General features: G+C 61.2%; 18 protein-coding genes and 1 pseudogene. 7 read left to right on the forward strand and 12 right to left on the reverse strand.

The window, feature by feature from the left end:
• Window positions 1–35: 35 nt before the first annotated feature.
• Window positions 36–1577 (forward strand): phosphoenolpyruvate carboxykinase, encoded by a 1542-nt coding sequence (locus tag C8K66_RS24845; RefSeq protein ID WP_017848568.1) that lies wholly within the window; start codon window positions 36–38, stop codon window positions 1575–1577.
• An 86-nt stretch (window positions 1578–1663) separates the two neighbouring features.
• Here C8K66_RS24845 and C8K66_RS24850 read toward each other — a convergent pair whose 3' ends face one another.
• The 4 genes and pseudogenes from C8K66_RS24850 to C8K66_RS24865 form a co-directional block, all read right to left on the reverse strand.
• Window positions 1664–2020: a DUF1493 family protein gene (locus C8K66_RS24850; RefSeq protein ID WP_017848567.1), complete on the reverse strand. Its 357-nt coding sequence runs from the start codon at window positions 2018–2020 to the stop codon at window positions 1664–1666.
• Window positions 2021–2289: 269 nt separating this feature from the next.
• On the reverse strand, window positions 2290–2718 hold the full coding sequence (locus C8K66_RS24855; protein WP_231590006.1) for a DUF1493 family protein: 429 nt from the start codon (window positions 2716–2718) through the stop codon (window positions 2290–2292).
• Window positions 2719–2930: 212 nt separating this feature from the next.
• Window positions 2931–3413 carry a hypothetical protein gene (locus tag C8K66_RS24860; RefSeq protein WP_108526213.1) on the reverse strand — a complete coding sequence of 161 codons (483 nt, stop codon included), beginning with the start codon at window positions 3411–3413 and terminating at the stop codon, window positions 2931–2933.
• Window positions 3414–3778: 365 nt separating this feature from the next.
• Window positions 3779–3937 (reverse strand): annotated as a pseudogene (locus C8K66_RS24865) (Fic family protein); the annotation flags it as partial.
• 160 nt (window positions 3938–4097) lie between these two features.
• Here C8K66_RS24865 and C8K66_RS24870 point away from each other — a divergent pair.
• The 3 genes from C8K66_RS24870 to C8K66_RS24880 all read left to right on the forward strand — a co-directional run bounded on the left by C8K66_RS24870 (window position 4098) and on the right by C8K66_RS24880 (window position 7952).
• Entirely contained in the window at window positions 4098–5273 is a 1176-nt protein-coding gene (locus C8K66_RS24870) for a tetratricopeptide repeat protein (protein ID WP_057005767.1), read from the forward strand.
• Between the two features lie 286 nt (window positions 5274–5559).
• On the forward strand, window positions 5560–7497 hold the full coding sequence (locus C8K66_RS24875) for an ATP-dependent DNA helicase RecQ (RefSeq protein ID WP_108526215.1): 1938 nt from the start codon (window positions 5560–5562) through the stop codon (window positions 7495–7497).
• 23 nt (window positions 7498–7520) lie between these two features.
• The gene (locus C8K66_RS24880) at window positions 7521–7952 is read left to right on the forward strand and encodes a thioesterase family protein (RefSeq protein ID WP_102617764.1); all 432 of its coding nucleotides are present in this window, start codon (window positions 7521–7523) and stop codon (window positions 7950–7952) included.
• 118 nt (window positions 7953–8070) lie between these two features.
• Here the strand turns inward: C8K66_RS24880 and C8K66_RS24885 are convergent, their stop codons facing one another.
• The 4 genes from C8K66_RS24885 to C8K66_RS24900 all read right to left on the reverse strand — a co-directional run bounded on the left by C8K66_RS24885 (window position 8071) and on the right by C8K66_RS24900 (window position 12916).
• Entirely contained in the window at window positions 8071–8547 is a 477-nt protein-coding gene (locus C8K66_RS24885) for a glycine zipper domain-containing protein (protein ID WP_057005769.1), read from the reverse strand.
• Between the two features lie 199 nt (window positions 8548–8746).
• Window positions 8747–11095 (reverse strand): FdhF/YdeP family oxidoreductase, encoded by a 2349-nt coding sequence (locus C8K66_RS24890; protein WP_108526217.1) that lies wholly within the window; start codon window positions 11093–11095, stop codon window positions 8747–8749.
• Window positions 11092–11931, reverse strand: coding sequence for a formate dehydrogenase accessory sulfurtransferase FdhD (gene fdhD, locus C8K66_RS24895; RefSeq protein WP_046385046.1), 840 nt, complete (start codon window positions 11929–11931; stop codon window positions 11092–11094). The genes C8K66_RS24890 and fdhD overlap by 4 nt, the downstream gene beginning before the upstream one ends.
• Window positions 11932–12028: 97 nt before the next feature.
• Window positions 12029–12916: a LysR family transcriptional regulator gene (locus C8K66_RS24900; RefSeq protein WP_017848560.1), complete on the reverse strand. Its 888-nt coding sequence runs from the start codon at window positions 12914–12916 to the stop codon at window positions 12029–12031.
• A 131-nt stretch (window positions 12917–13047) separates the two neighbouring features.
• Between C8K66_RS24900 and lysM the strand changes: the two genes are divergently transcribed.
• Window positions 13048–13491 (forward strand): peptidoglycan-binding protein LysM, encoded by a 444-nt coding sequence (gene lysM / locus C8K66_RS24905; protein WP_046385045.1) that lies wholly within the window; start codon window positions 13048–13050, stop codon window positions 13489–13491.
• Window positions 13492–13533: 42 nt separating this feature from the next.
• On the opposite strand, the gene yrfG is transcribed toward lysM, so the two are convergent.
• A complete protein-coding gene (gene yrfG / locus C8K66_RS24910; RefSeq protein ID WP_108526219.1) occupies window positions 13534–14196 on the reverse strand; it encodes a GMP/IMP nucleotidase in 663 nt (220 codons plus the stop codon).
• Between the two features lie 87 nt (window positions 14197–14283).
• Between yrfG and nudE the strand changes: the two genes are divergently transcribed.
• Complete coding sequence (nudE, locus tag C8K66_RS24915; protein ID WP_017848557.1) at window positions 14284–14850, forward strand: ADP compounds hydrolase NudE; 567 nt, start codon at window positions 14284–14286, stop codon at window positions 14848–14850.
• Entirely contained in the window at window positions 14847–15683 is an 837-nt protein-coding gene (gene cysQ, locus C8K66_RS24920; protein ID WP_046385043.1) for a 3'(2'),5'-bisphosphate nucleotidase CysQ, read from the forward strand. Before nudE ends, cysQ begins: the two co-directional genes overlap by 4 nt.
• 60 nt (window positions 15684–15743) lie before the next feature.
• On the opposite strand, the gene C8K66_RS24925 is transcribed toward cysQ, so the two are convergent.
• The 3 genes from C8K66_RS24925 to C8K66_RS24935 are packed head-to-tail and all read right to left on the reverse strand — an operon-like array spanning window position 15744 to window position 19416.
• Window positions 15744–16199: a thioesterase domain-containing protein gene (locus C8K66_RS24925; protein WP_046385042.1), complete on the reverse strand. Its 456-nt coding sequence runs from the start codon at window positions 16197–16199 to the stop codon at window positions 15744–15746.
• A 26-nt stretch (window positions 16200–16225) separates the two neighbouring features.
• The gene (locus C8K66_RS24930; protein WP_046385041.1) at window positions 16226–17611 is read right to left on the reverse strand and encodes a sigma-54 dependent transcriptional regulator; all 1386 of its coding nucleotides are present in this window, start codon (window positions 17609–17611) and stop codon (window positions 16226–16228) included.
• The gene (locus C8K66_RS24935; RefSeq protein WP_046385040.1) at window positions 17608–19416 is read right to left on the reverse strand and encodes an ATP-binding protein; all 1809 of its coding nucleotides are present in this window, start codon (window positions 19414–19416) and stop codon (window positions 17608–17610) included. Before C8K66_RS24935 ends, C8K66_RS24930 begins: the two co-directional genes overlap by 4 nt.
• Window positions 19417–19422 lie beyond the last annotated feature (6 nt).

Genomic DNA, 19422 nt, shown 5'->3' on the forward strand with positions numbered 1-19422 from the left:
TTGGAGCACTCGGCCACAGGCCGACGGGGAACCTCATGACGCAAGCCAATAACGCCGTATACACCGATCTGAGTGTTGACGATCTGGTCAAAGAAGCCCTGCAGCGCGGTGAAGGCGTGCTTGCCGATACTGGCGCACTGGTCGTAGAAACCGGTCACCGTACCGGCCGTTCGCCAGTCGACCGTTTCATCGTTGAAGAGCCTTCGACCCAGGACGCCATTGCCTGGGGCCCGATCAACCGCAAGTTCCCGGCCGACAAGTTCGATGCCCTGTGGGCTCGCGTCGAGGCGTTCAACAACGCGCAAGAACATTTTGTTTCCCACGTGCATGTAGGGGCCTCCGAAGACCACTACCTGGCCGTGAAGATGACCACCCAGACTGCCTGGCATAACCTGTTCGGTCGTTGCTTGTTCATCAACCCGGCCCAGTACAACCCGGCCGGCCGTGACGAGTGGCAAGTGCTCAACGTGGCCAACTTCGAGTGCGTGCCTGAGCGTGACGGCACCAACTCCGACGGTTGCGTGATTCTCAACTTCGCCCAGAAAAAAGTGCTGATCGCCGGCATGCTTTACGCTGGTGAAATGAAGAAAGCCATGTTCTCGGTGCAGAACTTCCTGCTACCGGCCGCCGACGTACTGCCGATGCACTGCGCCGCCAACATTGGCGAAGCAGGCGACGTGACCCTGTTCTTCGGCCTGTCCGGCACCGGCAAGACCACCCTGTCCGCCGACGAAAGCCGTTACCTGATCGGTGACGACGAACACGGCTGGGGCAAGGGCGTGGTGTTCAACATCGAAGGCGGTTGCTATGCCAAGTGCATCGACCTGTCGGAGAAGAACGAGCCGGTTATCTGGAAAGCCATCAAGCACGGCGCGGTGCTGGAAAACGTCGTCATCGACGAGGCCAAGCATGCCGACTACAGCGATGTCAGCCTGACCCAGAACAGCCGTGCCGCCTACCCGCTCGAGCACGTGGCCAAGCGTTCCGAGAAGAACCTCGGCGGCGAGCCAAACGCTGTGATCTTCCTGACCTGCGACCTGACCGGCGTACTGCCGCCTGTGTCGATCCTCAGCGAAGAACAAGCGGCCTACCACTTCCTGTCCGGCTACACCGCACTGGTGGGCTCGACTGAAATGGGTTCGGGCAGCGGCATCAAGTCGACGTTCTCGACTTGCTTCGGTGCGCCATTCTTCCCACGCCCGGCCGGCGAATACGCCGAGCTGCTGATCAAGCGCATCCGCGGCTTCGGCTCCAAGGTCTACCTGGTCAACACCGGCTGGACCGGCGGCGGCTACGGCGTCGGCCAACGCTTCAACATCCCGACCACCCGCGGCGTGATCGCAGCGATCCAGAGCGGCGCGTTGATCGGCGTTGAAACGCAACACCTCGACACCATCAACCTGGACGTGCCATTGGCTGTACCGGGTGTTGAGACCGGCCTGTTGAACCCACGTAACACCTGGGCTGACAAGGCTGCCTACGACGAAGCGGCGAAGGCCCTGGCGGGTCTGTTCATCGAGAACTTCAAGAAGTTTGACGTGAGCGATGCGATCAAGGCAGCGGGTCCGAAGTTGTAAGATTCGGTCGTTGTGAAAAAGCCGCCCCTTGTGGGCGGCTTTTTTGTGCGCGAACGGTCAGTTGGCGCCTGCCGCTGTTTTGCCGGTTAGCTCAAGTTTTCCAGCGTCTGCGTGTCCCAGCTGTGGGTTTTGATCGCCAGATAAAGCATGCCGATAGTCAGCGGCACCTTTTCGCCACGCCCCTTGGCCCGCCGCTTGAGGAACACATCAAACACCGGTGGGTTGAAGTAACGATAAGTGTCGTAGTCGCCCAGATCGAGGGCGAATTCCTGTTCCAGCGCTTCCATGAGTTGCTTGGCTTCACTGCCGTCGCAGCCCAGGTCGAAGTTGAGTGAGGTCTGCAGGCGAATGGTCTTGTGTTTCGGCAGGCCGATTTCTTCGTGCAGCAGTTGCAGGAGTTGCTGCATGACCGGGTCTTCGGGGAAGTTGGGGGCGAGGTTCATGGTGGGAGCACGCAGGAGTGGATGAGGGGGACGGTCGCGTTTGAGGCGAAATTTGTTTCGGGTGATGAAGAGTGCCAAGCCTATCAAGAATAGAAAAACAGGCAGGAAGGGCATTCTAAGGATTACTGCTACGTAGGGTAGTAGGAAGGTGAAAATCAGGCCGGTTGCGAGAAATGTGATTGCCAAGCGCTTTCTGAGCGTGCAGTCGGTTATTTGGTAGTGCAGCACAAGGTAGAACCCGAGGAAACACATTAATTGCAGGTAGAAATTCATCGCTTCTGAGGTCCCGTCGCTTCGAGTGTTCGGGTATCCCAGCGTTTGGCTTTGACGGCTTGATAGAGCATGTGGATGGTTAGCGGGATCTTTCCCTCGCAGCCTCTTTCCACGAGTCGTAAGTACGCATCAAAACCTCGGTGCTTGAAGTAGCGGTTGTTTTTATAGTCGCCGAGGTTTATGCCGAAATATTGTTTCAGCGCTGCCATCAGTTGTTTTGCCTCGACGCCGTTACAGCCGAGATCATGGTTGATTGAGGTATTGATGGTTATGATTTGGTGTTTGGGCAGACCTACATCTTCATGAATTAGCTGCAGAAGATGGAGCATGACAGGATCGTCAGGAAAACCGGGGGCCAGGTTCAACGTTGGGGCGACGAGTAGCGGGTGAGTTGACCTGATTCGACTGTAACGGTCGCGGTCCAAGAACAATCCTGAGCCTATTAGGATAGCGCCTATCGGGATGCTGGGAAGTTGGATTTCAGTTATCCAGTAAGGGAGCCATATTGAACAGATCAGCCCCGCAGCCAGTAGGGACAGGCCTGCGTATTTCCTGAGGTTATGGGATCTGATTTTTTTGACAAGGACAATGTCCAAAACGATAAAAACGATCCATTGAAGATATTCAATCATTGGGCTTAACCGCCTAGGAACGGGACGACAATGGCAGACATGGAGCGTTGAGGGCCTATCCCGCCTTCGACCTGGGCTTCAATTCCAATGACCACGTCGCCAGCGTGGTCGCTACGGATGATGCTTTTGATGATTAAGCCCACCGTGGTGCCAACGACGCGTGCTACAGGTTTTGAAAGCGGGTGAATGGGCGCACCGAAGGCCCCTGCCAATAATAAGGCGACGATGGTCCCGCGTTCGTTAAGCAGATCGGCTTGTTGCCGGGTCAGCGGCTTGGAAATCGCGACAGTCATCTTGCAGGGCAAATCACGAGCAAACATCTTTTCATAAAGATCCACCAGTCGATAGCGCACCTCGTTTGCTGAAGCACCGGCTTCTAACAAGCAAAGGTTTGCCAGAGCATGCTTGTGAGTGGGGAGAACGGTAAGGCGAATGACCGTGAAGGTGACGCCGTAGTGGCCGATGTGTTGAGTCCTTTCGATGTCCATGGATTTTTGCCGAGGCAGTTCAGAGATCAATAGTTTCGGCCATGCGAAGGGGGGTTATGTAGAGGATTGGGCGGGTGTTTTAAGCAGTTTGGGAAGGGGACTACGCAGTAATAGATAGTTTCTTACGGAGGATTCCCGCATTTTCAATTTCACCGAGATTTGCAGGGCAAAGCCAATCAATTGTGGGGGTCGGGCTTACCCGCGATGGCGGTGGGTCAGGTATAGAAATATAGCCTGAAGTTTCGCCGTCGCAGGCAGGCCCACTCCCACAGTTTTAGCTGTGTGGCTGGCTTGGTTGTGTTTGCTTAATAGCTGGTTTAGCCGTTCGTGGTTCGATCAGGCACTGACAGGCCTACTGATACACCCTGGATGATTTTCGCCGCTTCCGGCGGGATGCGTTCCGGGGTGCAGAACAGTGTGCTGCCTTTCTGGATGTTGACGCTGCGCAACTCGCCAGCCCAGTCGTAGATGTCGTCTAACAGCGTGCGGTGGATGTGTTGCAGGCGGTCGAGGTCGTAGGGCGGTTACGCAGGACGCCGCTACCGGGGTAGCAAGGCTTGATTGTAGCGAAATAAAATCACCTCACATTTTGTATAAAAAGTCCGCAAGGGCTCTAAATTCAGCGTATGTTTCACCGCAAAATCTTGTAGGACGATCCCGTCCACTACTTAAAGGGAGTTAAGCATGGGTTTGCTTCGTGTCGCTTCGGCGATGTCATTGTGTGCAGTGGCTTTTTCGATCCAGGCCGAGCAGTTGCCGATCGAGGTGCTCAGTGCGGTGGTCAAGGACCAGAAAATCGCCGACGCCGAAGTCCTGCTGCAACGTAACGGCGCACAGAACGTAGTGGGCCGCACCAACGCCCAAGGCCAGGTGACCCTCACCAGCGAAGCGGCCGATGATGCCAGCAACCTGTTGATCATCAAGAAGCCCGGCTATTCCAACCTGGTAGTGAAGTGCCCCTGTGCCGGCATGACCTACGCCATCAGCCCGGTGATGGAAAACCTCGACGGCCTGCGTGTGGTGCTGACTTGGGGCAAGACCCCGGAAGACCTCGACTCCCACATGATTTTCCCCGGCAACAACATCTACTTCGAGAATCAGCAGGGTGCCGATGCCGAGCTGGATGTGGACGACGTCGACAGCTACGGTCCGGAAACCATTACCCTGCAGAAAAAACACTTCGGCGAAAGCTACGTGTATGCCGTGCATGACTTCACCAACATCGAGAACCCAGGTTCGCGTCAGCTGTCCAACAGCGAGGCCAAGGTGTTCGTGTACATGGGCCAGTCCCTTGTGCGTACCTACTACGTGCCAAAAAACCGCAGCGGTAACCTGTGGACAGTGTTCCGCATGACCGGTAGCGGTGACTTCCAGGACATCAACACCTTCAGCGGTGTGAAGGTGGAAGCCAAGGACGTGCTCAATGAAGTCAAACCGTTGCTGGATGACAGCGTTGCAGTCGCGGCCGTGGCTGTCAGCTCTTCCGCGCAAACCGATGCGAAGCGTCTGAACCTGCAAGGTGAAGCGGCCTACCAGGCTGGCAAGCTGGATGAAGCCATCGACCTGTTCCGTCAGGCCATCGACCTGGACAATAGCTTCGGCAAAGCCTACGGCAACCTGGGTCTGGCGTATCAGAAGGCCGGCAACACCGCCGAGTCGATCTGGGCCAACCGCAAGGCCATCGCCCTGGCGAACGGTGCCACTGCCGCGACCGTGCGTGCCGGCGCCTACTACAATATTGCGCGGATCTACGAAGCGGCGGGGCAGTTCGCGGATGCGTTGCGTCACTACCAGTTGGCCAAGGAACAGAAGGCCAATCCGGTGTATGACACGGCGATCGAGCGTGTGCAGAACCGCTGATTTAGCTGTAGGGCCGTTCTAAGGTGTGGGAAGGGGGTTGCTCCCGATGGCGGTAATTCAGTCGGTTAATTTCTGACTGATACACCGCCATCGGGAGCAATCCCCTTCCCACATTTGGTTTGTGATGTTCCTACTTACACAGTCGAACTTGTCACATTTGGCCCAAGGCCATTGCCCCAGCCTGTGTATCATCCTGTCTCTTTTTTCCTTGCGACCTATCTCGATTCGCTGAGCGTCCCAGGCTATGTTTTTGAGCCACCTTCAGCGGTCAATGGAGTGACAGCTTATGCACGACACCCTCCAGCAGGTCTTTGGTTATCCACAATTTCGTTTGGGCCAGGAAGCCGCGGTCAGCGCCGTGCTGGCCGGTCGTTCGGCGGCAGCGATTTTTCCGACCGGGTCGGGCAAGTCCCTGTGTTACCAGCTGTCGGCGGTGTTGCTACCGCACCTGACGCTGGTGGTGTCGCCGTTGCTGGCGCTGATGCAGGACCAGTTGGGTTTCCTGCAACGCCATGGCATCTCGGCCGGCAGTATCGATTCGGCGCAAAGCCGCGATGAGGCCAATGAGGTGATGGCGCGCGCGCGCTCGGGCGAGTTGAAAATCCTGATGATTTCCGTGGAGCGCTTGAAGAACGAGCGCTTTCGCAACTTCCTGCTGAGCGTACCCATTTCATTGCTGGTGGTGGATGAGGCGCACTGTATTTCCGAATGGGGCCACAACTTCCGTCCGGATTATTTGAAGCTGCCGGACTACCAGCGTCAGTTCAAGATCCCACAAGCGCTGCTGCTGACGGCTACAGCGACGCCCAAGGTGATTGCCGACATGCAGGCCAAGTTCGCCATTGCGCCTGACGACGTGATCACCACGGGCTTCTACCGGCCGAACCTCAACCTGTTGGTAGAGCCGGTGAGCGGCGCGGACAAGCGTCGGCGGCTGGTCCAATGGATGAGCGAGCGGCCCGGCCAGCCGAGCATCGTCTACGTCACCTTGCAGAAAACCGCCGAGCAGATCGCCGAGCACCTGAATCGCCATGGCATCCAGGCCGAGGCGTATCACGCCGGCTTGCCCCACGATAAACGCGAGGGCATCCAGCAGCGTTTCATGGGTGGGCGCTCCAATTGCATCGTCGCCACCATCGCGTTTGGCATGGGCATCGACAAGAGCGATATCCGCAACGTGGTGCATTTCGACCTGCCCAAATCCATCGAAAACTACAGCCAGGAAATCGGCCGCGCCGGGCGTGACGGGCAACCCTCGGATTGCCTGGTGCTCGCCAACCGCGACAGCCTCAATGTGCTGGAAAACTTCGTGTACGGCGACACGCCCGAGCAGGAAGGCATTCGCCGTGTGCTGGACGAGTTGCAGGCCGCGCGAGGGGACGGGCAGTGGGAGTTTCTGCTGCGCTCGCTGTCGGACCACAGCAACATCCGCGAGCTGCCCCTCAAGACGCTGCTGGTGCAGTTGGAACTCAAAGGCGTGATTGCGCCGCGCTACGCGTTTTACGCCGAATACCGGTTCAAGTACCTGATCGAGCCCGAGGCCTTGTTGGCGCGGTTTTCCGGGGAGCGGCAGGCGTTTGTCGCAGCGATCGTCCAGGTGTGCAAGCGGGCCAAGACCTGGGCGACGGTGGATTTCGACACGCTTTATCAACAGCACCAGGCCGAGCGCAATCGCGTGGTGAAAGCGCTGGATTACTTCCAGGAGCAGGGCCTGATCGAGCTGGAAAGCAAGCAGATGACGGAGGTCTACAGCCTGCTGAATACCGATTTCGATCCGCAGGTGTTGAGCGCCGAGTTATACACAGGCTTCAAGCAACACGAGGTCACGGAAGTGGCGCGGATTCACGCCATGCTCGACCTGTTCGCCACCGAACACTGCCTGGGCCAGCGCCTGGCTCGCTATTTCGGTGATGAACATGCACCGCAGCGCTGCGGGCATTGTTCGGTGTGCCACGGCCATGTCGCGCATTTGCCGGCGCCGCCGAGCCTGGCGCCGCTTGTGGATAAAAACTTCATGGGGCTGTGCGGTGATTTTATCCACAGGCATCATGAGTACTGCGGCCAACTGCCCGGCGCCGAACGGCTGACGCGGTTCCTGGGCGGTATCAGCGTGCCGCTGTTCACCAAATTGAAGGCACGCGGCATCCCTGGTTTTGCTGCGCTGGAGGACTACCCCTACGCCGAGGTACGCGAGTGGGCCGAAACCCATTTGAATAACCTGTAAACCCACTTTGACGAGACGCGCCGATGCCTGACTCCATGCCCCAACGCGCCGATTACCGGCACTTCCAGCCGATCATTACGCGCTGGCACGACAATGATGTGTATGGCCATGTGAACAACGTGACCTACTACAGCTTCTTCGACACTGCGGTGAATACCTACCTGATCGAACACGGTGGCTTGGATATTCATGACGGCGAGGTGGTGGGGTTTGTGGTGAGTTCGGCGTGTGATTACTTTGCTTCCGTCGCCTTTCCCGAACGCATCGAAATAGGCCTGCGGGTCGGCAAGTTGGGCAACAGTTCGGTGCAGTATGAGTTGGCGGTGTTCAAGGCAGGCGAGGAGGACGCCTGTGCGGCGGGGCGCTTCGTGCATGTGTTCGTGGATCGGGGGACGAACCAGCCGGTGACGATTCCGGGGATGTTGCGCGAGGCGTTGCAGCGGTTGGTGGCCTGACTGTGGGAGGGGGCTTGCCCCCGATAGCGGTGTATCAGCCAGCACATGGGTGACTGAAACTCGGCTATCGGGAGCAAGCTCCCTCCCACAGTGTTTCTTCAGTGTTCTTTAGATCTGATCAATCACGGTAGTGATGCTTGTTCTTGCGATGGCCATAGGCATGGCCACGGCCAGGGTGATCATCCCGGTAGTAGCGACGGTCGTCACGGCCACGGTAACGACGGTCGTCGTCATCGCTCTTGTTGCCCATGTAGTTGCCCAGCGCGCCGCCCGCGCCGCCGCCGGCGGCTGCGCCGATCAGGCTGCCGGTGGTGCCGCCCATGCTGCGGCCTACCACGTTGCCGCCCGCTGCGCCCAGGGCGCCGCCAATGGCTGCTTCGCCGCGGCTGCGCTTGTCAGCGCCGACCGCACTGCCGCCCGCGCCGCCCAGGGCTGCACCGATGGCTGAACCGGTATTACCGCCGACCTGCTGGCCGACAACCGAACCGAGTACCCCGCCCAATGCGCCGCCTACACCGGCTTCGGTGGTGCCACCGGCCATGGCTGCGCCACTGACCAGGCCAAGGGACAACAAGAGAATCGAGGAGAACTTCATAGAGAGACCTCAAGAGGATGACGGCGCGATCCTGAGGCTGTGTCGACATTGTGACAATAGAAATCCGACCAGTAACACGACTTGTACACAATTCTCTAACTTACTGTTTTAGCTAGGGAACTTAAGTAATTTTGGCGGGTCTGTAATTACTTCGGAACGGCCGCTTTTATGCAAAAGCGGCCTTTTTTGTGCCCGGGATTTACGCCGAGCGCGCCATGATCAGGCCATTGTCGCTCGCCGCTTCCAGGCGGATCGCCACAAATTTCGACGTCGGCGTATGGCTGCCATCCCCGGTGCTTTCCAAGGGCACCAGCGGGTTCACTTCCGGGTAGTAAGCCGCTGCCTGCCCCGCCGGAATATCGAACGCGAGCAAGGTGAAGCCTTTTACGCGGCGCTCACGGCCGTCTTCCCACAGCGACACGATGTCGGCCTTTTGCCCCGGCTTGAAGCCCAGGCGGATGATGTCGGCTTCGTTGACGAACAACACGTCGCGTTGACCTTTGACCCCGCGATAGCGGTCGTCCAGGCCATAAATGGTGGTGTTGTACTGATCGTGGGAGCGCATCGACTGCATGATCAGGTCCGGCACGTTCCCGGTGGCGTGGGTGCGTTCGTGGATCAGGTCCTTGGGCAGGACGTTCGGGCGGAAGTTGGCGCGGCCCGAAGGCGTGTTCCAGCGACGTGCCCCGGCGGCGTTGCCCAGGTAGAAACCGCCCGGGTTTTTGATCCGCTCGTTGAAGTCCTTGAAGCCTGGGATGGTGTCGGCGATCAGCTCGCGAATACGTCCGTAGTCGGCCACCAGCCAGTTCCAGTCCACCGGTTGGCTGCCCAGGGTGGCGGCGGCGATGCCGGCGAGAATGGCCGGCTCGGATTTCATCAGGCTCGACAGCGGTTGCAGCTGGCCGTTGGAGCCGTGGACCATGCTGAACGAGTCTTCCACCGTCACCGCCTGCGGGCCTTCGGCCTGGATGTCGATGTCGGTGCGGCCCAGGCACGGTAGGATCAGCGCGTCTTTGCCGTGCATCAGGTGGCTGCGGTTGAGCTTGGTGCTGATCTGCACGGTCAGGTCGCAATTGCGCAGGGCTTCGAAGGTGCGCGGGCTGTCCGGGGTGGCTTGGGCGAAGTTGCCGCCCAGGCCGATAAATACTTTGGCGCGGCCTTCCAGCATGGCGTGGATCGCCTCGACCACGTTGTGCCCGTTGGTGCGCGGCACCTGGAACTGGAAGCGCCGCTCCAGGGCGTCGAGGAACGCCACCGGCGGCCGTTCGTTGATGCCCATGGTGCGGTCGCCCTGCACGTTACTGTGGCCGCGCACCGGGCACAGGCCGGCGCCCGGGCGGCCGATATTGCCGCGCAGCAGCATCAGGTTGGCGATTTCCTGGATGGTCGGCACCGAGTGACGATGCTGGGTGATGCCCATCGCCCAACACATGATCACGTTCTTGCCTTTGGCGTACATGCGCGCCGCTTGCTCGATTTCTACCAGAGGCAGGCCGGACTGCGCGACGATTTCTTCCCAGGAGGTGTCATCGATCTGGCCGAGGTAATCGAGCACGTGGGTGGTGTGTTCGTTGAGGAAGTCGTGGTCGAACACCGCTGCCTTGCCTTCGGCCTGGGCCTGGCGCTCCCACAACAGCAGGAACTTGGCCATGCCGCGCAGGATGGCCATGTCGCCCCCCAGCGCCGGGCGGAAGTACGCGGTGTTGGTCGGCTTGTCGCCGTTGGTGAGCATTTCTAGCGGGTGTTGTGGGTGCTGGAAGCGTTCCAGGCCGCGCTCTTTCAGCGGGTTGATGCACACCACCTGAGCGCCGCGTTTCACCGCTTCGCGCAGCGGTTCGAGCATGCGCGGGTGGTTGGTGCCGGGGTTCTGGCCCCAGACGAAAATCGCGTCGGCGTGTTCGAAGTCGTCAAAGGTCACGGTGCCTTTGCCGACGCCGACACTTTGCGCCAGGGCCACGCCACTGGCTTCGTGGCACATGTTCGAGCAATCCGGGAAGTTGTTGGTGCCGTAGGCGCGCACGAACAACTGGTACAGGTACGCCGCTTCGTTGCTGGCGCGGCCCGAGGTGTAGAACTCGGCCATGTCCGGGCTCGGCAGGGCGTTGAGGTGCTGGCCGATCAGCTCGAACGCCGCCTCCCAACTGATGGGCTGGTAACGGTCGGTCTGTGCGTCGTAGCGCATCGGCTCGGTCAGGCGGCCCTGGTATTCCAGCCAATAGTCACTTTGCTCCAGCAACGAGGTGACGCTGTGCTTGGCGAAGAACGCGGCATCGACGCGGCGTTTGGTGGCTTCCCAGTTGACTGCCTTGGCACCGTTTTCGCAGAACTTGACCATGCCGCTTTCCGGCGAGTCGCCCCAGGCGCAGCCCGGGCAGTCGAAGCCGCCGTTCTGGTTGGTCTTGAGCATCATGCGCAGGTTTTTCAGCGCGTTGTCGCTGGTCAGCCATGCCTGCGCCACGCTGATCAGCGCGCCCCAGCCGCCCGCCGCACCCTTGTAAGGCTTGTAGCGCGGGGTTGGGGTTTGGTCGGCTTGGTGGTGATTGCTCATGGCTGTTTCTCCATCGCAGGGCTGTAGACCCGCGGCGCACTTTTCTGCGGCAGGTGGATGAGATTGAGGTTGTGCCGGCGTGCCCATTGCAGGGCCAGGCCGGTGGGCGACGACAGGCTGACCAGGGTCTGGATGCCCGCGCGCAGGACTTTCTGGATCAACTCAAGGCTGCAACGGCTGGTAACAATGGCCAGGCCGCCTTCGCTTGGAATCCGTTGGCGGATCAGCGCGCCGATCAATTTATCGAGGGCGTTGTGTCGGCCGATGTCTTCGCGGCCCAGCAGCAGTTCGCCCTGGTTGTTCATGAACACCGCCGCATGCACCGCGCCGCTGTGCTGGCCCAGAGGCTGGAACGCGCTGATGCGCTGGCGCAGGCCGTCGAGCCACTCGGCCGGCGGCAGGGGCGCGCCGGGCAGTACCTCAAGGTCCGGCAGGGCGTGTTCCAGCGCTTCCACGCCGCACAACCCGCAACCGCTGGTACCGGCCAGTTGGCGGCGCTGCTGCTTGAGGTTCCAGAACGCGCGGCTGGAAATCTGCACCTGAGCGTACTGGGCAGAGCCCGTGCCGCTGAGTTTCAGGTCATAAATGTCGCTAACGTCGGCGATAATGCCGCTGCCGATACTGAAGCCTACAATGAAGTCTTCCAGGTCCGTCGGCGTCACCAGCATCACGGCCTGACTGATGTCGTTATAGGCAATCGCCAACGCCACTTCTTCCGCCAACGCGGTGCTGGCGACTTCCGTGTGTTCGAGCGTGCAAAACTGGTAGCTCTGGCTGGCGGCGGGCGCGGGCGTTTGAACAGCGGGCGCCGCGCAGACTGGGCGCTTGGCGTTCATGAGGCAGTACCGACGGCGGATGGGTCAGTGTTTAGACTAGGCGCGACAAAGCGTCGCGTCTAATTGCCAGTACTGATCTACCGATAGATGACGTCGATCAAGACTCGGTTTGCGATTTCTGAAACAGCGCGAAACACGCTTCCGCCAACGCAGAGCGCGGGGCGCTGCGGCGCATGATCAGCCCCAGGCGCGCCAGGGTGTGGGCGTCTTCGATCGGTTGCAGGCGCAGATGCTCGGTCAGCGCATCCAGGCCACCGTCCAAGGGCATCACCGCACAGCACAGCCCGCCGTGGACCGCTTGTAACAACTGATGGACCGCGTCGGTCTGCAACAACGGTTGCGGGTGCAGGCCCCGGCTATGGAAGTTGTGATCGATGGACTGCCGGAAGTGCATGCCGCTGGTGAGCATGCCCAGCGGCAGTTCGATCAGGGCTTCCCAGCTCAGGGGCTTTTCGCCGAAGCTGAAATAGCGTTGGTCGTACAGCAGGCCCATGCGGGTTTCGCCGAGGGCCAGGGAGTCGAAGCGCTCGTTGTCCAGGCGGTCGAGGTAGGACACGCCGAGGTCCAGGCGATTGCTCGCCAATTGTTCGAGGATCTGTTCAGAGCTGAGGGCCGACAGCTCAAAGCGCAGGCTTGGGTGTTCTGTGTGCAGTTGCTGCATCAGCGCCAACGGATCGAAACTCGACAGCGGCACCACGCCCAGGCGCAACGTCCCCACCAGGTTGCCGCGACAGGCTGCGGCTTCGGCCAGCAGGCCGTCATACGCCGCCAGCACCGTGCGCGCCCAGGCCAGCACGCGCTCACCTGGGGCGGTGAAGCCTTCGAAGCGCTGGCCACGGTTGACCAGTGGCAGATCGAGTTCTTCTTCGAGGCTGCGCAGGCGCATCGACAGGGTCGGCTGGGTGATATGGCAACGCGCGGCCGCCTGGCCGAAGTGGCGCGTCTCGTCGAGGGCGATGAGGAATTTCAGTTGCTTGATGTCCATCTTCGCTCCAGGGCTTATTCCAATGGCGGGGGGATTCTAGCGTGTTTGGGTCTTTAGGCGGCTGGGAACCCAGATCTGTTGGGCTGGTCTAGTCTTTGGCATCTGGAACTCAAACCCAAGGAGAGAGCAGCATGAGTATTTTTAGCTTTGTTAAGGAAGCCGGCGAAAAGTTGATCGACCTGTTGACGCCGGGTAATGCGAACGCCAGCGAGCAGTTGAAAGAGCATGTGGCCAAGGTCGGTCTGGGTAATCCGAACGTACAGACCACGGTTGACGGCGACAAGGTGACCGTGACCGGCGAAGTTGCCAGCCAGGAAGAGAAAGAGAAGATCCTGCTGGCGCTGGGCAATATTGCCGGGGTCGCGAGTGTGGATGACCAGATCAAGGTCACCGACCCCGCACCGATTGTGGCGGCGCGTTTTGTCGTGGTGAAAAAGGGCGACACCCTCAGCGCGATTTCCCTGGCGGTGTATGGCAACGCCAATCTGTACAACAAGATCTTTGAGGCCAACAAGCCGATGTTGTCGCATCCGGACAAGATCTACCCGGGGCAGACGCTGCGCATTCCCGAGTAGTACACGCGGTAAACCTGTGTGGGGGCTTGCTCCCACATGGGTTCAGAGTCCGACAATGAGATCCCGATAATCCTCGACTGCCGCAAATTCCCCGGTGTCCTTTGGCCCTTTTTTGCTGTCCGGCTCTTTCACCGCCAGCAAATGCCCCACGCCGAAGTCCCTGGCGCTGCGCAGGATCGGCAAGGTGTCGTCGATAAACAGGCTGCGCGCCGGGTCGAAGTCGATATCGGCCTGCAGGGCGTCCCAGAACTGTGGGTTTTCCTTGGCGAAACCGTAGTCGTGGGAACTGATCATCCGCTCGAAATACGGCGCCAGCTCGATGCGTTCCATCTTCAATGACAGTGAATCACGGTGCGCGTTGGTGATCAGGATCACGCGCTTGCCGGCCTGTCGGATCGCCGCCAGAAACGTATCGGCATCCGCACGCAGGGCGATCAGGTGGGCGGTTTCCTGCTTGAGTTCGCGCACCGGGACTTTCAGCTCGGCACTCCAGAAATCCAGGCAATACCATTGCAACTGGCCGGCGTTACGCTCGAACAGAGGCTGCAACTCCATCTCGGCCATGGCACGGCTCACCCCATGCAGCTCGGCGTAGCGTTGGGGCAGGTGCTCCATCCAGAAGTGGTTGTCGTAATGCAGGTCGAGCAGGGTGCCGTCCATGTCCAGCAGGACGGTGTCGATGGCGTGCCAGGGCAAAGAGGGCATGGGGCGTTCTCACGTAAGTAAAGATATCCGACACAGACAATCGGAAAAGCCACGGTATAGTAACCCGATCACCCCAAGGAGCCGCTTATGCGCCAGAAACCCACCGTCCTTTCCCGCGAAATAGTCGCCAGTAGCCGTTTGTTCCGCGTGGAAGCAGTGCAATTGCGCTTTTCCAACGGCGTAGAACGGACCTACGAGCGCCTGGTGGGGCGCGGTGCCGGCTACGGCGCGGTGATGATCGTGGCGATGATCGACGCCGAGCATGCGTTGCTGGTGGAGGAATACTGCGGCGGGACCGACGAATACGAGCTTTCGCTGCCCAAGGGTTTGATCGAGCCGGGCGAGGATGTGCTGGCGGCGGCGGATCGTGAACTCAAGGAAGAAGCCGGCTATGGCGCACGCCAGTTGGAGCACCTCACCGAGCTTTCGCTGTCGCCTGGCTACATGAGCCAGAAAATCCAGGTGGTACTGGCCACCGATCTGTATGAAGAACGCCTGGAAGGCGATGAACCCGAGCCGATGCGTGTAGACCGGGTCAACCTGCGCGAGCTGGCGCAACTGGCGCAAAACGAGCAGTTCAGCGAAGGCCGTGCCCTGGCCGCGCTGTACCTGGTACGAGACCTGTTGACCCAGCGTGGAGTGTTCAGCGCATGAGCGAATTGTTTTTAGGCCACCCATTCATTGCCCCGGTGATCGAGCTGGCGCGCCAGGCCGGTGAAGTCATCATGCCGTTCTGGCGCGCCAATGTGGCCGTGACGTCCAAGTCCGATAATTCACCCGTGACGGCGGCCGACCTTGCCGCTCATCATCTGATTCTCGCCGGCCTTACCGCGCTGGACCCGAGCATCCCGGTGCTTTCTGAAGAAGACGCCGATATCGACCAGAGCGTGCGTGCCGGCTGGCAGCGCTGGTGGTTGGTGGACCCGTTGGATGGCACCAAGGAATTCATTTCCGGCAGCGATGAATTCACTGTCAACGTCGCGTTGATCGAACAGGGCCGCGTGGTGTTTGGCGTGGTGTCGATGCCCACCAGCGGCCGTTGCTACTTTGGCGGCGCGGGCCTGGGGGCGTGGCGCTCCGATGTGAACGAAGCGCCCAGGCCGATCCAGGTGCGCCTGGCCCCGGCCGCCGGCGAGGCGTTTACCGTGGTTGCCAGCCGCCGGCACAGCAGCCCTGAGCAGGAGCGTTTGCTCCAGGGCTTGAGCGAAGGCTTGGGTGAGTTGAAGCTGGCGAATATCGGCAGCTCGTTGAAGTTTTGCCTGTTGGCCGAAGGCAGTGCCGATTGCTACCCGCGCCTGGCGCCGACCTCCCAGTGGGATACCGCCGCAGCCCAGGGCGTGCTCGAAGGTGCGGGCGGCGAAGTGCTGGAGTTGAGCGGCGAGCCGTTCAGCTATCCGGCGCGGGAATCGTTGCTGAACCCGTTCTTCCTGGCGCTGCCGGCCAAAGCCGCGTGGCGCGAACGTCTGCTCACCCTGGCCCGCGCTTAAGGCCTCAGCAGATCAAAATGTAGGGGGGGCTTGCTCCCACTTTGTTTTGTGGCGCGGCGGCTAGCGGTGCAGGACGTACTGGCCGCTGAAAACCACCGCCCGCTCGTCACTGCCGTCATTCACAATCCACGTTTCCAGGGTCAACCGTGCGCGGCCATGGCGCTTGTACGTCGCCACAAAGCGCTTCCACACTTTCTCCTCCGGCGCCTGGCAGATCACGGTCGCGTCTCGTGTGACCGGCAGCGGGTAACTGATCTGCCCCTCCTGGATCACGATATGCCCGTCTTCAATGCCTTCTTCACGCAACTGCAAGTGCAGCCAACCCCAACCCGCCAAGACCGCGCCGCAGTACAGGCTGCCGCCGAACATGGTGCTCTTGTGGTTGATATTGGCTTGCAGGGGCAAGTGCAGTTGCAATTGGCCGTTTTGCCAGTCGAGCACCTTGAGGCCCATTTCCCGGGTGAGGGGGATGTCGTGGTGGAGGATAGATTCCAGGTAACGGCTGTCGCGGCTCATGGCGGCCTCTTGGCGGATAGGGTGGGTTATTCGTCGTCGCTGCTGTGGCTGGCGCTGTCGGCAAAGTTGAGGCCGTGCTTGCGCAGTTTGTCATGCAGGGTCTTGCGCGGTACGCCGAGGGCTTCGGCGAGGCTGCGCAGGGAACTGTGGGGGCGGCTCAGTTCGGCGGCGATCAGGCTTTTTTCGAACTGTTCGACTTGTTCGCTCAGGCCGCCGGGGGTGGAGGTCAGCAGGCCGGCGGAGAGATTGTCCGGGGTGTTGTCCAGCGCCAACTCCAGGCCCAGGGCGAAGCGCTCGGCGGCGTTCTGCAATTCCCGCACATTGCCCGGCCAACTGTGGCGCAGCAGCAGCGCGCGTTGGCCCGGCTGCAATTCGTGCAGCGGCAGGCCATGGCGGCTGCTGGCTTCGTCGGCAAAGTGCTGGAACAGCATCAGCGCATCTTCACCGCGCTCACGCAGCGGCGGAATGCGCAACGGTGCGACGTTGAGGCGGTAATACAAGTCGGCGCGGAAGCGGCCCTGGTCGGCGGACTGGCGCAGGTCTTCCTTGGTGGCGGCGATGATGCGGATATCCAGCGGGATCAGTTGATTGCCGCCCAGGCGCTCGACCACGCGCTCCTGCAGCAGGCGCAGCAGCTTGACCTGCACATCCAGGCTCATGCTTTCGATTTCGTCGAGGAACAATGTGCCGCCGTTGGCGAATTCGAATTTGCCGATGCGGCGTTTTTGCGCGCCGGTAAAGGCGCCCGGCTCGTGGCCGAACAGCTCGCTTTCGACCACCGACTCGGCGAGCGCCCCGGCGTTGATCGCCACGAAAGGCCCGCTGCGCCGGCTCGACAAGTCGTGCAGTGCGCGGGCGACCACCTCTTTGCCGGCGCCGGTTTCGCCGAGGATCAGTACATCGGCCTTGGTTGCCGCCAGCGCGCCGATCTGCTCGCGCAGGCGCAGCATTTGCGGGGAATGCCCGACCAGGCGCGTGCTCAATTGCTGGCGATCGCTGAGGGCCAGGCGCAGGCTGCGGTTATCCAGCACCAGCCGGCGCAGGGCCAGGGCGCGGCGCACGCTGTCGAGCAGGGCGTCGCTGGCGAACGGCTTTTCGAGGAAGTCATACGCACCGGCACGCATGGCCTGCACCGCCAGCGGTACATCGCCGTGGCCGGTGATCAGCAGCACCGGCAGCTCCGGGTCCTGGCCGTGCAGCTCGGCCAGCAACTCCAGGCCGTCCATGCCGGGCATGCGGATATCGCTGACCACCACGCCCGGCCAATCCCGCGACAGCTGCGCGGTGAGGCCGGTGGCTTCGCCCAGGGGCAGGACTTTCAGCCCGGCCAGGTCCAGGGTCTGGCACAGGGCCTGACGCAAGTGTGGATCGTCGTCGATCAACACCACCTGAATCTGGTTATCGATACTCATACACTGCGGTCCTCGGACGGTTGCAGACTGACGCCCGGCGAGCCGGCACGCAATTTCAAGGTTAACAGCGCGCCGCCTTGCTTGTGGTTGGCAAACAGCAGTTCGCCACCAAAGGCACGCATCAAGGTGTCACAGATCGCCAGGCCCAGCCCGAGGCCCTGGGTGCGGGTCTTGGTGGTATAGAACGGCTCGCTGGCGCGTCCCAGGGCTTCCATGCAAAACCCCGGGCCGTTGTCGCGAATGTACAGGTTGACGCCCTGCTCGGTGGTTTCGGCACTCAGCCAGAGTTTGCGCGGCGGGCCTTTTTCGGTGAGGGCGTCGAGGGCATTGGCCAGCAGGTTGCCCAGCACTTGGCGTAGGCGGGTTTCACCGGCCTCGACCCACAAGGTCGCCTCGGGCAAATCGCGGATCAGCTCGACTTCCATCGCGCGCCGCCGCTTGGCCAGCAACGCCAGCGCGTCGTCCAGCGCCGGTTGCAGGGCGACGCTTTCCGGCGCATGCCGATCGCGGCGGGCGAACGCGCGCAAGTGGGCGATGATCGAGGCCATGCGGCCGGTCAGCTCGCTGATCAGTTTGAGATTGCCGCGCGCGTCGTCGGTTCGCTCATGGTCGAGCAGGATTTCGGCGTTTTCCGCGTAGCTGCGAATCGCCGCCAGGGGCTGATTGAGCTCGTGGCTGATGCTCGCCGACATGGTGCCCAGCGCCGACAGTTTGCCCGCCTGCACCAGGTCGTCCTGGGCGCGCACCAGTTCCTGCTGCGCATGTTCGCGCTCCAGCACTTCCTGTTTCAGGCGTCGGTTGAGCCCTTCCAGGTCGCTGGTACGCTCGGCCACGCGCATTTCCAGTTCGCGTCGGGCCTTGGCTTCGAAGGCGATGCGGTCCAGGTAGTGTCGACGGCGCTGCATCATCAGGCCCAGCAGCAACATCAGCACCAACAGCGTGGCGCCGCCCACCGCGACTACGGTGCGTACCGGGCGGTTGATCAACGATTGTGGCGCGAGGATCTCCACGTTCCAGCCGGTTTCGGCGATGGCCGTGGATTGGCGCAGCCAGGCCGTCGGGCTCAAGGCCAGCGGTTGCGGATCGCGGGTCGGGTAGGGCTGGATCGCGATGATCGCCTGGCGCTCTTCGTCTGTCAGTGGCCGGGTGGCGCGGAACCGCCATTGCGGGCGCGAGGTCAGGATCACGACGCCGTTGTGGTCGGTGACCAGCAGTTGCTCGGGGGTGTTGCCCCATAGGCTTTCGGTGTGGTCCAGGTCGACCTTGACCACCAGCACACCGATGACTTTCTCGCCATCGCGCACCGCGGCGGCGAAGAAGTAGCCGCGTTTGGCCGAGGTGGTGCCCAAGCCGAAGAACCGGCCCAGGCGCCCGGCCATGGCTTCGCTGAAATACGGGCGGAACGAGAAATTGCGCCCGACGAAGCTGTCTTGCTTGTCCCAGTTGGACGCAGCGAGGGTCTTGCCGGTGGTGTCCATCAGGTACATCACTTCGACCCCGGCCTGGGCGGCGACGTCCTTGAGCAACAGGTTGGCGTTGGCCAGGTTGGTACTGACCTGCGGTGCCGCCAGCGCGGTGCGCAGGGCTGGCAAGTCGCCGAGGATCTGCGGCAGCACTTCATAGCGGTGCAGGGTGCCCAGCAGGTTGGCGACGTACAGGTCGAGGGTCTGGCGGTTCTGCCCGGCCAGTTCGCTGCGGTAGTAGCGCTCGGCCAGGTGCTCCAGCGGCCACAGCAGCGGCGCCAGGCACAGCGCCAACAGGGCGAGGCTGCGCCAGCGGGGTCTTCGCGGGAGGGGTGGGGTCATGGGAGT

Source organism: Pseudomonas sp. GV105 (assembly GCF_003058185.1).
In the GTDB taxonomy this organism is placed as follows: domain Bacteria; phylum Pseudomonadota; class Gammaproteobacteria; order Pseudomonadales; family Pseudomonadaceae; genus Aquipseudomonas; species Aquipseudomonas veronii.